Annotated in this window: 12 protein-coding genes and 2 pseudogenes; 9 read left to right on the forward strand and 5 right to left on the reverse strand. The window is 44.0% G+C overall.

What is annotated here, in order from left to right; all coding sequences use genetic code 11:
- Positions 1-54: 54 nt before the first annotated feature.
- Together JNUCC1_RS16535 and JNUCC1_RS16540 are read left to right on the forward strand one after the other, a co-directional pair.
- Positions 55-486, forward strand: coding sequence for a BrxA/BrxB family bacilliredoxin (locus tag JNUCC1_RS16535; RefSeq protein ID WP_156646649.1), 432 nt, complete (start codon positions 55-57; stop codon positions 484-486).
- 92 nt (positions 487-578) lie between these two features.
- Complete coding sequence (locus tag JNUCC1_RS16540; protein WP_331713837.1) at positions 579-1,565, forward strand: aromatic acid exporter family protein; 987 nt, start codon at positions 579-581, stop codon at positions 1,563-1,565.
- Between the two features lie 17 nt (positions 1,566-1,582).
- Here JNUCC1_RS16540 and prli42 read toward each other — a convergent pair whose 3' ends face one another.
- Positions 1,583-1,717 carry a stressosome-associated protein Prli42 gene (prli42, locus tag JNUCC1_RS16545; protein WP_156646651.1) on the reverse strand — a complete coding sequence of 45 codons (135 nt, stop codon included), beginning with the start codon at positions 1,715-1,717 and terminating at the stop codon, positions 1,583-1,585.
- 106 nt (positions 1,718-1,823) lie between these two features.
- Here prli42 and JNUCC1_RS16550 point away from each other — a divergent pair, with 106 nt between their 5' ends.
- From JNUCC1_RS16550 to JNUCC1_RS16570, 5 genes are read left to right on the forward strand one after another with little or no spacing between them, the layout of a single operon-like run.
- Positions 1,824-3,479 carry an acyl-CoA mutase large subunit family protein gene (locus JNUCC1_RS16550; protein ID WP_156646653.1) on the forward strand — a complete coding sequence of 552 codons (1,656 nt, stop codon included), beginning with the start codon at positions 1,824-1,826 and terminating at the stop codon, positions 3,477-3,479.
- 18 nt (positions 3,480-3,497) lie between these two features.
- Complete coding sequence (mce, locus tag JNUCC1_RS16555) at positions 3,498-4,319, forward strand: methylmalonyl-CoA epimerase (RefSeq protein WP_156646655.1); 822 nt, start codon at positions 3,498-3,500, stop codon at positions 4,317-4,319.
- Positions 4,319-5,866 (forward strand): acyl-CoA carboxylase subunit beta, encoded by a 1,548-nt coding sequence (locus JNUCC1_RS16560; RefSeq protein ID WP_156646657.1) that lies wholly within the window; start codon positions 4,319-4,321, stop codon positions 5,864-5,866. Before mce ends, JNUCC1_RS16560 begins: the two co-directional genes overlap by 1 nt.
- 24 nt (positions 5,867-5,890) lie before the next feature.
- The gene (locus JNUCC1_RS16565; RefSeq protein WP_156646659.1) at positions 5,891-7,015 is read left to right on the forward strand and encodes a M20/M25/M40 family metallo-hydrolase; all 1,125 of its coding nucleotides are present in this window, start codon (positions 5,891-5,893) and stop codon (positions 7,013-7,015) included.
- Between the two features lie 51 nt (positions 7,016-7,066).
- Positions 7,067-8,305, forward strand: a complete 1,239-nt coding sequence (locus tag JNUCC1_RS16570; RefSeq protein WP_156646661.1) for a DNA polymerase IV — start codon at positions 7,067-7,069, stop codon at positions 8,303-8,305.
- A 43-nt stretch (positions 8,306-8,348) separates the two neighbouring features.
- Here JNUCC1_RS16570 and JNUCC1_RS16575 read toward each other — a convergent pair whose 3' ends face one another.
- From JNUCC1_RS16575 to JNUCC1_RS16585, 3 genes and pseudogenes are all read right to left on the reverse strand, one after another.
- Positions 8,349-9,710 carry an aldehyde dehydrogenase gene (locus JNUCC1_RS16575; protein ID WP_331713897.1) on the reverse strand — a complete coding sequence of 454 codons (1,362 nt, stop codon included), beginning with the start codon at positions 9,708-9,710 and terminating at the stop codon, positions 8,349-8,351.
- Positions 9,711-9,712: 2 nt separating this feature from the next.
- A pseudogene (rnz, locus tag JNUCC1_RS16580) lies at positions 9,713-10,650 on the reverse strand (ribonuclease Z).
- 27 nt (positions 10,651-10,677) lie between these two features.
- Complete coding sequence (locus tag JNUCC1_RS16585) at positions 10,678-11,433, reverse strand: glycerophosphodiester phosphodiesterase (RefSeq protein WP_156646663.1); 756 nt, start codon at positions 11,431-11,433, stop codon at positions 10,678-10,680.
- A gap of 240 nt (positions 11,434-11,673) precedes the next feature.
- Here JNUCC1_RS16585 and JNUCC1_RS16590 point away from each other — a divergent pair, with 240 nt between their 5' ends.
- Together JNUCC1_RS16590 and JNUCC1_RS16595 are read left to right on the forward strand one after the other, a co-directional pair.
- Positions 11,674-12,543 carry an MBL fold metallo-hydrolase gene (locus JNUCC1_RS16590; RefSeq protein WP_231784260.1) on the forward strand — a complete coding sequence of 290 codons (870 nt, stop codon included), beginning with the start codon at positions 11,674-11,676 and terminating at the stop codon, positions 12,541-12,543.
- Positions 12,544-12,651: 108 nt separating this feature from the next.
- Positions 12,652-13,919, forward strand: a pseudogene (locus JNUCC1_RS16595) (Y-family DNA polymerase).
- An 11-nt stretch (positions 13,920-13,930) separates the two neighbouring features.
- Here JNUCC1_RS16595 and JNUCC1_RS16600 read toward each other — a convergent pair.
- Positions 13,931-14,851 carry an aldo/keto reductase gene (locus JNUCC1_RS16600; protein ID WP_156646665.1) on the reverse strand — a complete coding sequence of 307 codons (921 nt, stop codon included), beginning with the start codon at positions 14,849-14,851 and terminating at the stop codon, positions 13,931-13,933.
- Between the last annotated feature and the right edge of the window lie 83 nt (positions 14,852-14,934).

Raw genomic sequence — 14,934 nt, forward strand, 5'->3', positions numbered from 1 at the left:
CTAAAGATGGGTGAATGATAACGATCCCCATTAATTTTCAAGGAGTTGAAAGAATTGGATTTCAATCTATTTATGAACGACGTTGTAGATGTGGCACGTACAGATATAAAAGAGGCAGGATATGAAGAATTAACGACACCCGAAGAAGTGGATACGGCTCTTTCCAGAGAAGGCACCACACTGGTAATGGTTAATTCCGTATGCGGATGTGCTGGGGGTGTAGCACGTCCAGCGGCAGCAAATGCCATACATTATGACAAGCGCCCGGATCATTTGGTGACCGTTTTTGCTGGTCAGGACCGGGAAGCGACTGAAGAAGCCAGAACCTACTTTAAAGGGTTTCCACCTTCTTCACCTTCATTTGCCTTTTTGAAAGACGGCGAAATCGTAACGATGATCGAACGTCATGACATTGAAGGATTTACGGCTATGGACGTCGTTGGCAAGTTGCAAAACCTGTTTGATGAATATTGTGAAGAAGTTTAAATCCTGAAATGATGAAATGGGGCTGTCTCAGTTAAAGCGGGCCAGCCCCATTTTTAAATATGATGAGATGTTATAAAAGGGAATGACCGCATGTGAAAATAGGTTATCGTACAATTAAAACAGCACTTGGTACACCTGTTGCCATACTGATTGCACAACTTTTCGGGGTATCGAATGTGGCCACTGCGGGAATTTTAACGATATTATGCATACAGCCTTCACGGAAAAAATCCATGCTGAGTGCTTGGGACAGGTTTCTGGCGTGTATACTTGCAACATTGTTTTCTGCTTTGTTTTTTGAATTGCTGGGATATAACCCAATAGTATTGGGTGTGTTGCTTGCTGTTTTTATACCGGTGACAGTTTGGTTGAACATCACCACCGGTATCGTAACCAGCTCCGTCATTATCTTAAATTTATATGCGTTTGGCCAATTTTCATGGCCTTTCTTGGTTGATCAATTTGTTTTGATTTCCATCGGTGTGGGAACAGCTCTTCTTTTGAATCTATATATGCCAAGCCTTGATAGAAGGCTCGAACAAGAGCAAAAAAAGCTTGAGATAAATTTTCGAATAATCTTGTCTGAAATCGCTCTATATATTAGAAATAAGAATCAAAATTGGGACGGTAAAGAGCTGAAAGAATCAGAGGAGATTCTTACGGAAGCGATGCATCTGGTTGAATTGGATAAGGAAAATCATATGCTGCGATCGGAACACCCGTATTATGATTATTTCAAAATGCGGAAAAGGCAGTTAGAAACATTGAGACGTATGCTGCCACTGGTCACTAGGCTCTCTGTGGAAGCTGAAACATCTGAGGAAATTGCAGCGTTTTTCGAGCGCCTGTCTCGTTCTGTTCACCCGGGAAATACAGCGATTTATTTTCTTGATGAGCTTAAGAATATCCGTAAGGCGTTTAATGATGAGGCCTTGCCCGATAATCGGAAAGAATTCGAAACCCGCGCAAATTTGTACCGGCTCCTGTATGAGATTGAGCAATATCTAAAATATAAACATCAATTTAAAAAGAGTGATTTAGCAAAAGATAAAAATAAAAAGACTGGTTCAGCCACTTGAGCTGCCAGTCTCCTCTATTAAAGAAAAGCCAATCCGTATGTCATGGTGGACAACACCATTGCGATAATCATCACGTACACAGCAATTCTTGTTCTTTTCTCACGTTTTGACTTTTTTCTTTGTGTGTATGTTTTTGTTTGTTTTGCAGCCATGGTTATAACCCCCTTTAAACCCGGTAAACTATGTCTATTCTATCGTGAATAGACCATAACGACAAGTGAAATATTCATGAATTTAACATAAACGGAGGTCTGTTCCATGAATCAAAATGAACCCCGTCATTCAAAAGGGGAACAAGAGTGGAAACGCTCTGCAAAAAAAGCCATTGAACGTTTCCCGGAGAGAAAGGAAACATTCGAAACTTCATCATCGATAAACGTTAACCGACTTTATTACCCAGAACCAACAGAAGAATACATGAAAAAAATGGGTTTTCCCGGTCAGTATCCGTATACACGGGGCATTCAACCAACCATGTATCGAAGTCGTTTTTGGACAATGCGGCAATATGCAGGGTTTGGATCTGCGGCGGAAACGAACAAACGGTTTCGTTATCTTCTGGATCAAGGTCAGACAGGGCTGTCCGTTGCTTTTGATTTGCCCACACAAATCGGGTATGATTCCGACGACCCTATGGCTGAGGGTGAGGTGGGAAAGGTCGGGGTAGCCATCGACACGCTGGAAGATATGGAGGTATTGCTTAACGGGATTCCACTGGATCAAGTAAGCACATCCATGACCATTAATGCACCTGCCTCTGTGTTATTGTGCATGTATATTGCGGTGGGCGAGAAGCAGGGCGTCCCCCTTGAAAAACTGACAGGAACCATCCAAAACGATATTTTGAAAGAGTATATTGCACGGGGTACATATATTTTTCCACCAAAGCCCTCCATGCGTCTCATTACGGATATATTTGCGTTCTGTCACGAAAATGTGCCAAAGTTTAATACCATCAGTATCTCTGGCTATCATATTAGAGAAGCCGGTTCAACAGCCATACAAGAGGCTGCATTTACAATTGCTAATGGTATGGCCTATGTAGATCATGCACTGGAGGCCGGTTTAGATATTGATGCCTTCGCACCGAGGCTGGCCTTTTTCTTTAATGCCCACAACAACTTTTTTGAAGAAATAGCGAAATTCCGGGCGGCAAGACGCGTATGGGCGAAAATCATGAAAGAACATTACGGTGCTAAAAATGCAAAAAGCTGGAAAATGCGCTTTCACACCCAGACAGGTGGTTCAACATTGACAGCCCAGCAGCCGGATAATAATGTCGTGCGTGTGACAATGCAGGCACTGGCAGCCGTCTTGGGTGGAACCCAAAGCTTGCATACAAACTCCAGGGACGAGGCCCTCTCACTTCCGACAGAAGAGTCGGCAAGAATCGCTTTGAGGACCCAGCAGATTATTGCACATGAAAGCGGTGTCGGGGATACGGTAGACCCGCTTGGCGGATCTTATTATGTTGAGGCATTAACAGATGAAATTGAACAGGGAATCAATCAATATCTGGAACGCATCAATGATCTTGGAGGCGCGGTGCAGGCTGTTGAGGAAGGATTTATGCAACGTGAAATTCACCAAACAGCGTATGAGACTCAAAAACAGATTGAAAAAGAAGAACATATTATTGTCGGACTCAATGCATTTGAACTTGAGGAAGAAGTAAATCCGGATCTGATGAAAGTGGATGCAGAACTGGAACAAGCTCAAATACATGAAACGCAAAAAATAAGAGAAAATCGTGATCAGTCTCAGGTCGACCAGGCATTAAATGCTTTAAAAACGGCGGCGGAGTCAGATCACACAAATTTAATGCCATATATTCTTGAAGCAGTAAAAGCCTATGCAACGGTGGGAGAGATTTGTAACGTCCTTCGTGAGAAATTTGGAGAATACATTGGCTAAGCAAGGGGAGGATGCATCATGGCAAATGTTAGAGTACTCATCGCAAAACCAGGTCTAGACGGGCATGACCGCGGGGCGCTTGTAATTTCACAGGCGCTACGAGACAGAGGAATGGAAGTCATCTATACCGGCTTGCGGCAATCACCTGTCCAAATTGCCCTTGCCGCCATTCAGGAAGATGTTGATGTAGTTGGTCTATCTTCCTTATCAGGGGCCCACAACACATTATTTCCCAAAATTATTGATGAATTGGAAAAGCGGGGCGCAAAGGATATCCCGGTGATAGGCGGTGGTGTAATACCGGCAGAAGATATTCCTTATTTACTTGAAAGTGGTATTAAAAAAGTCTTTACCAGTGGCGCGTCCACTGATGCTCTTGCCAATTATATAGAGGAACTTGTCGGTGAGAAACCTGCCCACACACCTCCTAAAAAAATCGCCCACATCGGCATAGCTGTTGAAAACATTGACACGGCACTGCCGTTCTATACCGACACGCTTGGACTGGAATTGGAAAGAATCGAAAGCGTTCAATCGGAACAAGTCAAAGTAGCTTTTATTAACATTGGGGAGTCACGCCTTGAATTGCTTGAGCCTTTAGATCAATCCTCCCCTATTCAGACCTTTCTTGACAAGAAGGGGGAAGGGATTCATCACATTGCTCTTGAAGTGGATGATATTGAAGGGCGGCTTTCACAGCTTAAAGATCGAGGAATTCCGTTGATTAATGAAACGGCCAAGGCTGGCGCCCATAACAGTCAAATCGCTTTTATCCATCCTAAAGCCTCGGGAAGGGTTTTATTTGAACTGTGTGAACCGAGTGAGGAGGAAGAGAGCTAATGGATATTTTTGATAAAATCAATGAGTTGTATGACAAAAGACGGCAAGTGGAACTTGGTGGGGGAGATGAACGGATTGACAAGCAACATGCCAAGGGGAAATGGACAGCACGGGAACGAATTGATTACTTGCTGGATGAGGGGACCTTTGTTGAATTAAACCCGTTTATTGAACATCGTGGCAGTGATTTTGGCATGGATAATAATCATGCCAAGGGAGAAGGCGTTGTCACCGGCTATGGCAAAATTTCAGGACGAGCTGTTTATTTATTTGCCCAGGACTTCACGGTGTATGGCGGGGCGCTTGGGGAAATGCATGGCAAAAAAATTGCTGCGGTTATGGATCTTGCTGCCAAAAACGGTGTGCCGTTTATTGGCTTGAATGATTCTGGAGGTGCCCGTATTCAGGAAGGTGTTTCATCTCTTGATGGATATGGGCATGTATTTTACCGTAACTCAATCTATTCAGGGGTTATACCGCAAATATCGGTTATTATGGGACCAAGTGCCGGCGGTGCGGTATACTCGCCTGCCATTACCGATTTTGTTATTATGGTAGAAGAAACATCACAAATGTTTATAACAGGACCTAAAGTAATTCAAACGGTCACAGGTGAAGATATTTCGTCAGAAGATCTTGGTGGTGCGCATATACATAACACCAAGAGCGGCAACGCGCACTTTAAAGCGAAGGATGAAGAAGAGGCCCTCGATGCTGTTAAGCGGTTATTATCCTATTTGCCTGACAATCACCGGGAAAAGCCAGAGCTGCAGGCTGTGGCTGATCATGACAATTACCGGCCTGACCTTACGGATATCGTCCCCTTTGAGGCAACACGCCCTTATGACGTTAAGCAAGTAATTGCTCAGGTTGTTGATGACGATAGCTTTTTAGAAGTTCACGCAAACTTTGCGAAAAATATTGTGGTTGGTTTTGCGCGGATTAACGGAGAGTCTGTGGGCCTCGTATGCAATCAGCCGAAATATCTTGCAGGCGGCCTGGACATTGATTCAAGTGACAAAGCTGCACGCTTTATCCGTTTTTGTGATTGTTTCAATATCCCTCTGATCACATTTGAAGATGTCACTGGATTTTTCCCTGGTGTCAAACAGGAACATAATGGCATTATTCGTCACGGTGCTAAAATACTTTACGCATATTCTGAAGCAACCGTTCCAAAAATCACAGTGATCACAAGAAAAGCTTACGGCGGTGCCTATGTTGCTTTAAACAGTAAGTCGATTGGGGCAGACCTTGTTTTTTCATGGCCCAACGCAGAGATTGCTGTTATGGGTCCAGAGGGAGCTGCCAATATTATTTTTGCAAAAGATATTGCAGCGAGTGATGACCCGGAACAAGCCCGTCAGGATAAAATTGATGAATATCGCGACAGATTTGCCAATCCATACGTTGCTGCTGGTCTTGGCATGGTTGACGATGTTATTGACCCGCGTGAGACCCGTATAAAACTAATACAAGGATTGGACATGCTGAAAAACAAAGAAGAACAACACCCAAGTAAAAAACATGGCAACATACCGTTGTAATTGATTCAAGGAGGAAACCATACAATGTTTAACATCAATGAAGAACGACTTCTGAATACTTTCCTGGAACTGGTGCAAATCGATTCGGAGACAGGAGAAGAAGCTGAAATCGCACAAGTTCTTAAACAAAAATTCACGGATCTTGGTCTTGATGTCAAAGAAGATCAGGCTAAGGAAGCGACCGGACACGGTGCAAACAACCTCATCTGCAACCTGAAAGGAACACGATCAGGTGTGGACTCCATTTATTTCACATCTCATATGGATACAGTCGTACCTGGTAAAGGGATTAAGCCGATTGTCAAAGATGGGTATGTCACATCAGACGGATCAACTATTCTTGGCGCAGATGACAAGGCGGGTCTTGCTGCGATTCTTGAGACCATTCAAGTATTGCAGGAACAAAATATCTCCCACGGCGATATTCAATTTGTGATTACAGTCGGTGAAGAATCCGGACTTGTCGGTGCTAAAGCACTGAATGAAAGCCTTTTGAACGCGCGTTTCGGGTATGCGATAGATAGTGATGGTGAAGTAGGAGATATTGTCGTTGCTGCTCCGACTCAGGCTAAGTTGTTTGCTGCCATCAAAGGCAAAACTGCACATGCTGGTCTTGCGCCGGAAAAAGGTGTTTCAGCCATTACCGTTGCGGCCAAAGCTATTGCAAAAATGCCGCTGGGACGTATTGATGAAGAGACAACAGCGAATATTGGCCATTTCAGCGGGGGACAAAAAACCAACATTGTTTGTGACTATGTAGAGATCCAAGCAGAAGCTCGGTCACTGGTCCCTGAAAAAATGGAAGCACAAGTCAAAAAAATGAAAGAAGCGTTTGAGTCCACTGCACAGCAATTTGGTGGCGAAGCAGACGTTGAGGTCCAAATCATGTATCCTGGATTTAGCCAAAGCAGCGGTGACCGTGTCGTAGAAGTAGCCAAACAAGCTGCAAAACGATTGGGGCACGACAGCAAATTACTTAAAAGCGGAGGCGGAAGCGATGCGAACGTGATTGCTGGTTACGGAATCCCAACCGTCAATTTAGCAGTCGGCTACGAAGATATTCACACAACCAACGAACGCATTGCCGTTGAAGATTTGAACAAGATTACTAAGTTGATCACGTCTATTATTATTGAAGCAGCTGAATAGACAACGCCCAGCCTTCCCTAAGTGTTTTCGGTTGCTAAAGGATCGATTTAAATGAGCACATTGCAAAATAAAGCCCGTATTATTTTTCACATTGATATGAATTGTTTTTACGCTTCTGTGGAAATGGCTTATAATCCTGATTTGAAGGGAAAAGCGTTGGCTATTGCCGGCAATCCAGAGGAACGAAAAGGGATTGTCGTAACGAGCAGTTATGAGGCACGGGCAAAAGGGGTCAAAACAACAATGCCATTGTGGGAGGCTAAAAAGCTGTGTCCGGAGTTACTCGTGATGCGTCCGAACTTTGACCGCTACCGAGCCGCATCGAAACAATTGTTTCAAATGCTTGCAGACATCACCCCTTTGGTAGAACCTGTTTCGATCGATGAAGGCTATCTGGATGTAACCGATGTCCAGATGCATCCTGTTCAGATTGCTGAAGCGTTACAGAAAAATGTATTGGATACACTGGACTTACCTTGCAGCATAGGCATCGGCCCGAATAAATTTCTCGCTAAAATGGCTTCTGACATGAAGAAGCCTTTAGGCATCACCATACTGAGAAAGCGGGATCTCCCTGTGAAGTTATGGCCTGAGCCTATCGAAACCATGTATGGGGTAGGCGATAAAACAGCTGAGAAGTTAAAGGGTATTAAGATCACAACGATAGGCGAACTCGCAAAAGCTGACAGATACAGTTTGAAACAAGTGCTTGGTGTGAATGGTGAGCGCTTGAAAAATCGAGCCAATGGGATTGACCCACGGCCAGTAGATCCTGAATCCGTCAATGAGTTTAAAAGTATTGGCAGTTCGCAAACACTGCCCCATGATACGACAGATGAACAAGAAATTGTTTCACTGATTCATGCCTTAGCAGATAATGTTGAGCGGCGACTTAAACGAAAAGAGGCCGCGGGACGGACTGTTCAAATTATGATCCGTTATGATGATCGGCAAACCGTCACCCGCAGCCGCAAGCTGCAAACCTATATTGATAATGCAGATGATATTAAGCAAATTGCATGTGATTTATTTTTTCAGCATTGGAATGAAAATCCTGTCCGGCTGATTGGCGTTACTTTGCAGGAGGCTGCAGAAAAAGCTCACATTGCCTATCAGCTTGATCTCTTCACGTATCAAAAAGAAGAGCAGAAGGCGAAATTGCAATCAGTGGTTGAGAACCTTTCAAAAAAATATGGATCAGATACGTTTAAAAAAATGGATCCTTCAGAAGGACATGATATCCGAACCAGCTTTCAAAAAGATTTTCTCGACGATTATAGAAAAAAGTAGCGCAAAAGCATTCAAAATGCCTTTGCGCTACTTTTTTGTTTTTTTATTTCATCAGACGTTTAACAATGGCATGTGAAAGTTTTCCACCTGGATAGCGAAAAGGTAAATCAAATTTGGTGGATTGCTTCATGACGCTTTTTCGGTGTGTAAAGGTTTCAAAGCTATATTTTCCATGGTAAGCTCCCATGCCGCTTGTGCCAATTCCGCCAAAAGGTAAATGCGGATTGCCGAGATGATAAAGGGAGTCGTTGATTGAACCCCCACCAAACTGAATTCGGTCAATAACCTGGTTTTGCCGCTCTGTCTCTTCCCCGAAATAGTATAGAGCAAGGGGGTGGTCGTCTTCGGCTATTTTATCTATGACTTGGTCCAACTGTGCAAACGTCAGAATTGGCAAGATCGGCCCGAAAATTTCTTCCTGCATAACATTATCATGCCATGTGATATCTTTTAATATTGTTGGTTCAATTTTTCTTGTGTCCGGATCTGACCCGCCGCCATGTACAATTGTGCCTTCGCTCAGAAAAGCTTTTAACCGTGAAAAATGGGCTTTATGGATGATTTTAACATAGTCTTTGTTTTGAAGCGGGCGTTTACCGTAAAATGACATGATATATTTTTTGAGTTTTTTGAGCAGACGTTTTTCGATATCTTTATGAACATAAATGTAATCTGGCGCAACACAGGTTTGACCTGCGTTGGTGAATTTGCCCCATACGATGCGCTTGGCTGCAAGGTCAATGTTTGCATCTTGATCTACAATAGCAGGACTTTTGCCACCGAGTTCCAATGTGACAGGGATCAGCTGCCGGCTTGCTTGCTCCATCACTTTTTTGCCGACTTGAGAACTACCCGTGAAAAACACGTAATCAAATGGTTCTTGAAGCAATTGTTCACTGACCTCTTTTTCGCCTTCTACAACGGTTATATAAGCAGACTCAAATGTCGTTTCTATCATTCTCTTCAGTAAAGCAGATGTTGCTTGAGCATGTTCGGATGGTTTTAACACAACGCAATTTCCTGCTGCAATCGCACCTATGACAGGTGCAAGGGCGAGCTGTAAAGGGTAATTCCAAGGTGCGATTACGAGACATACGCCGAATGGTTCTTTATAAATCTTGTTCTCTGTGCCTTTATGCGTAATTGGGGCTTCCACCTTCTCAGGTTTCATCCAATCTTTTAAATGTTTCAATGCAAAATCAATTTCAGTGTACAAAATGCCCAGTTCGGTTGTCAGGGTTTCATGTTTGGATTTGTTTAAATCGTCTTTCAGTGCTTGATAAATTTGTTTTTCATATTGTTTCAGCATTTTTTTCAATGATTTCAATTGAGCTGTTCTGAAACTGTATGATCGTGTTTCACCTTTGAAAAAATACGTTTTTTGTTTTGCTGCAATTTCATGTATACTCACTTTTTTCTCCTCCCTTGGTCAGATACAGGTACTGTCATAAAGTCATGAGCAATGATCGTATTTGGAAAAACATCCTTGGCTTCAGCTAATAATTGCGGGTGATCGTTCATATGATATCTGGATGAAATATGTGTTAACACAAGCTGAGCCGCACTTGCTTCCGATGCCAGATGTGCTGCATCCCCGATGGCAGTGTGAAAGTACCGATGCGCCAGATGGGCATCCTGCTGTGAAAAAGTAGCTTCATGAACAAGCACATCAACATTTTTAATCAAATCCATGTAATCACGGCTTAAGCGTGTGTCTCCAATAAGAGCTAAATGCCTTCCTTGTTTAGGTGGGCCTATATAATCTTCTCTGTGGATGATGCGGCCATCGGGCAAGGTGGTGGAAGGGTTGTCTTTGATCTGTTGATAGACAGGACCCGGCTGTATGTCTGCATCTTTAAGTTGATCAACGAGCAGTTCACCCATTTTATCTTTTTCTTCAATTCGAAACCCGTAGCTCGGCACCCCGTGTTCAAGTCTTTGACAATAAACCGTAAATTGCTGATCGGAAAAGATTTCGCCTTCGTATAGCTCGACAAAGGTCAGCGGGTATCCCAATTTTGTATGGGATAACTTCAGTGTTGTCTGGACAAACTCCTGAACCCCCGTGGCCCATAGATCGTCAATTCGTCTTTTCCTCCTTGGTGTGAGCGGCTGCTCAAGACGCCTGGAAGACCGAATATATGGTCACCATGCATATGCGTGATGAAAATTTTGTTGATTTTTCCAGGTTTAATGGGTGTGTTGAGAATCTGATGTTGGGTTGCTTCTCCGCAGTCAAACAGCCAAATATGATTGTTTTCCTGATGGAGCGTCAGCGCGATGCTTGAGACGTTGCGCTGTTTTGAGGGCATGCCCGCCCCGGTTCCAAGAAAAACGAGCTCCATATCGTCACTTCCTCTTTATATACATATTTAATGGTGGCGAGGTGCATGATTGTTAAATACATGCCTGAATTGAAGCGCTTTGTCAGGCAGATCCGTGAAGATTCCTGTACACGCTGTTTGAAAACAATGAGCCATGCGCCTTGAACTGTTAACCGTAAAGACTCTTAAAGCGATGTTTTTTTGTCTGCATTGAGCTGCAAGAGCCGGCGTTAAAAATTTATATTTAATATGCAAACTCTTGGCTCCAATTGAGTGTGCTTTTTGAACCACATCTGCGCCTCTTTTCTTGGAAACAAGAAGAGCTGTGTCAATCTCCGGATTCATTTGGTTCAGACGCTCGATGCTATGTGGATTAAAGGAAGACAGCGTTGTATCGTTTAATATACGATAATGATTGAGGTGTTCAACCACAATCACTTCCAAGTCTTTATACTCTATTTTATTATTCTTAAGTTCCAGATTTAAATAAAGCGGCTTATCAGAAAGCCAGTTCAGAAAGTCATCCAAGGATATGATTCCGGTTCCGGAAAAGCTTTTGTCAAACCAGCCGCCTGCATCAAATTGTTTTAACTCATTAAATGTGTAATCTTTAACATAACCGCTACCGTTTGTCGTTCGGTTAATTCTTTCATCATGTATGAGCACAGGCACGTGGTCTTTTGTGAGCTGGACATCTGTTTCAATGCCTTCAGCCCCTGCTTGCCAGGCCAAATCAAAAGCCGGCAGCGTGTTTTCAGGCGCCTGTTTACTCGCACCCCGGTGGGCAATAATCATCGTTTGCATAAAGTCACCTCTCGTTTAATTGTCTTGGATTTCTTGTTAAAAGTCAATTTCTGCCCAGCCGGGTTCAAATGTCTTTAAGTGACTTTTAACCTTTTTAAGCGTAAAATAAACACATACTGAATAACCATTCATTTTCGGAGGTTTTATACATATGACGATACTTGGTGAAACCATTCATCAGATTACCCTACCGACTCCTTTTGCAGTTGGTGATGTGCATGTGTATGTCCTTAAAGGGACATGCTGACATTAATAGATGCAGGCGTAAAAACAAAAGAAGCGTGGGAGGTGTTGAAGTCCGGGTTGCGCCAGCTTGGTTATGGACCTGAAGACGTTGAGCAAGTCGTTTTAACGCATCATCATCCAGATCATACAGGACTGGTTGATGAATTTCCGCGGGCTCAATATATCTCCGGGGATGAAGGGTTACAGCCTTGGCTGATGAGAGATGAGACATATTTACAGCGGTACGAACAATTCTTTTATGATTTGTTTAACCAGTGCAGCATACCTGAAGAATACCATAACGCCCTCCATGGCTTAAGGGCTCCTTTGGTATATTCAGGCATTGGCGAGTTGACGACACCCTTGCATGAAGGGGAAAATCTGCCGGGCCATCCTGGATGGGAGGTAATTGAAACAAAAGGACATGCGCAGACCCATCTGTCTTTTTGGCGCCCGCAAAGTGGCGTTCTGGTTGGCGGAGACCATTTATTGCATCACATATCCCCTAACCCGCTTATTGAGCCTGGTAATCCGCGCCCAAAACCGCTGTTGCAGTACCGCGAAAACGTCCGGAAATGTGTGGGATTGGGGGTCAGCCAAGTTTTGCCAGGGCATGGACGGTGTTTTTCTGATGTGAGGGAGACGACTGACAAGCAGCTGAAAAAGCAGGAAGAACGTGCAGATCAAGTTTTGAAACTGCTCCATCAAAAAGCGTTGACTCCGTTTGACATATGCCGGGCAATCTTCCCTCGGCAATATGAAAAACAGTTGAATTTAACCATGTCCGAAACGCTTGGACAGATTGACTTTCTAGAGGATCAAGGACTTATCCAGCCGCTAGAGGACCAGAAATTAATCTACCAAGCCATCCCCGTCTCACAATGATTGCTTTTAGTCGGTTGCTTTAAATTGGTAAAGATTTAACATAGAAACAGAACGTACATTCGTGTATACTGAGGCCATAAGCAACTGACGAAAGAGGAGAATGTTCAAATGACGGAGATTGAGAAATATTCAAATGCAGAACGCCGTGTGCTGTGTGTGGACATGAAAAGTTTCTATGCAAGTTGTGCAGCGCTGGCGAAGGGGCTTGATCCACTAACCGCTCATCTGGCAGTCGTCGCTGATATAAACCGGAGAGGAAGTGTTGTGCTCGCGGCATCTCCTGCTTTGAAACGCGATTTTGATATTCGGACGGGGAGCCGGCTATTTGAGATCCCGGATGATGAAAGAATTGTTGTAGTCTCAGCACAAATGAATTTGTATTTGCGTGTGTCGACTGAAATCACCCGTCTGTTCCACAAATATGTTCCAAAAGAAGCCATTCACACATATAGTGTTGACGAAAGTTTTTTGGAGCTTTTGGGGACAGAACATTTGTGGGGAGGCCGGAAGCACTTGCTGCGGACATTATCGAAGAACTTGAAGATACATTTGGCCTTACTGCTGCAATCGGAATCGGACCGAACATGCTGCTGGCCAAATTGTGCCTGGATCTTGAGGCGAAACAAACGGGCATTGCACATTGGACCTACGCAGATATACCTGACAAATTGTGGCCTGTTACACCTCTGTCAAAAATGTGGGGCATCGGTTCCCGCCTTGAACAACGGCTGAATCGCTTGGGAATTACTACTGTTGGTCAGCTTGCTAATTATTCACTTTCGCGTTTGGAGAAGACATTTGGCGTGATGGGCAACCAGCTTTATTATCACGCTAACGGCATCGATCTGTCTGAGCTGGGAGCGCCGATATTGGAAGGGCAGAAAAGTTACGGAAAAAGCCAAATTTTGCTTCGGGATTACCATCGTCCAGAAGATGTTGCATGTGTGATTTTGGAGATATGCGAAGAGGTGGGAAAGCGGGCGCGAACCCACGCCCATGCCGGTCGCACCATCAGCCTTGGAATTGGCTACAGCAAAACAGAAGGAGGTGGCGGATTTCATCGGTCACTGACGATTGCCACCCCTACAAATCTGACAATGGACATTTACCGTGCCTCCATGTATTTGTTCCGTAAATTTTACACAGAAAAAACGGTCCGCAGTATCGCGGTCAGTTTGGAAAATATATGTGACGATGATCATATCCAGCTTGATTTATTTGCCAGAGATCGCGCTAAAGAACATACGTTGAGCTATACGGTTGATCAGATACGAAATACCTATGGCAGTGACGCGCTGCTGCGCGCTGTATCGTTCACACCGGCAGGAACAGCATTAGCCCGCTCCAAATTGGTGGGCGGGCATTATGCTGAGTGAACAAAGTGTCTTTACCGGTGATTTGTGTATTGAATGGGTTTCGTCAGCCCTGCCAGTTGATGGTATAAATCTTTGGAAAGCGGCTCTTCGGTCTTCCAATCTGTATTGGCTTTGATTTGTTCTGGTGAACTTGCTCCAAATACCGCACTTGCAACGGCCGGGTGTCTTAAGACGTATTTAAGTGCAAGTTCATTGCGGGTGTTGCCGAATCCGCCTATCCGGCTCAATTCTTCATGAATCATTTCCAATTCGGGATAGCTGTAACCGAGAAGCCCATCTTGCGCTTTTGCATCAAGCTGTCTGCTCCCCCCATCGGCTAAAATACCTTTGGCAAGCGGACCGCGGGCGAGTACACTGATATTATGCTCATGAAGTAAGTCCAACATCGCTTCTTCCGGCCGCCGGTCCAGCAAACTGTATTGCATCATAACGACATCCATATTCGAACGCTGGACATATTCCCGGATAACATTGGAACGTATGGATGAAATACCATATGCAAGAATAAGACCTTCCTCTTTTAATTCTTCAAATGCCGCAATCGATTCGTCAATCGGGTCATCAATTGTACCTCCGTGAAGCATATACACATCGAGATAATCGGTTTGCAGGCGGCGCAAGCTTTCTTTAAGGCCGTTTTTGATATGGTCTTTGGAGGGGTCCCAAAACCAGTCTTTTTTAGTGGCATCAAAATGATTGCCAACTTTTGAGGTGAGTACAATATCTTTGCGCCGCTCATGAATCGCGTCACCGATCAATGTTTCATTCATGCCGAAATCATATAAGTCGGCAGTATCGAGATGATTAATGCCAGCGTCAAGCGCCTGGTCGATCAATGATGCCACATTGTCTGGATCTGTTCCAAGTGACATGCATCCCAGTGTCAGATTGGAGACATGGACAGACGATTGCCCCAGTCGATTTTTTTGCATGATGATAACCTCCAGTTCATTTATAAGATGTATCTATATTGTAGAAACGGGCTTTCTGAATTACAACCATTTCACTTCGGGGT

The sequence above is a fragment of the Lentibacillus sp. JNUCC-1 genome, from assembly GCF_009741735.1.
In the GTDB taxonomy this organism is placed as follows: Bacteria; Bacillota; Bacilli; order Bacillales; family Amphibacillaceae; genus Lentibacillus_B.

Bases quoted from the DNA above. Each gene is read 5' to 3' on its own strand.
- JNUCC1_RS16550 (WP_156646653.1), top strand. From the start codon at position 1,824: ATGAATCAAAATGAACCCCGTCATTCAAAAGGGGAACAAGAGTGGAAA.
- JNUCC1_RS16560 (WP_156646657.1), top strand. From the start codon at position 4,319: ATGGATATTTTTGATAAAATCAATGAGTTGTATGACAAAAGACGGCAA.
- JNUCC1_RS16590 (WP_231784260.1), top strand. From the start codon at position 11,674: ATGCTGACATTAATAGATGCAGGCGTAAAAACAAAAGAAGCGTGGGAG.
- prli42 (WP_156646651.1), bottom strand. From the start codon at position 1,717: ATGGCTGCAAAACAAACAAAAACATACACACAAAGAAAAAAGTCAAAA.
- JNUCC1_RS16570 (WP_156646661.1), top strand. From the start codon at position 7,067: ATGAGCACATTGCAAAATAAAGCCCGTATTATTTTTCACATTGATATG.
- JNUCC1_RS16585 (WP_156646663.1), bottom strand. From the start codon at position 11,433: ATGCAAACGATGATTATTGCCCACCGGGGTGCGAGTAAACAGGCGCCT.
- JNUCC1_RS16600 (WP_156646665.1), bottom strand. From the start codon at position 14,851: ATGCAAAAAAATCGACTGGGGCAATCGTCTGTCCATGTCTCCAATCTG.
- JNUCC1_RS16565 (WP_156646659.1), top strand. From the start codon at position 5,891: ATGTTTAACATCAATGAAGAACGACTTCTGAATACTTTCCTGGAACTG.
- mce (WP_156646655.1), top strand. From the start codon at position 3,498: ATGGCAAATGTTAGAGTACTCATCGCAAAACCAGGTCTAGACGGGCAT.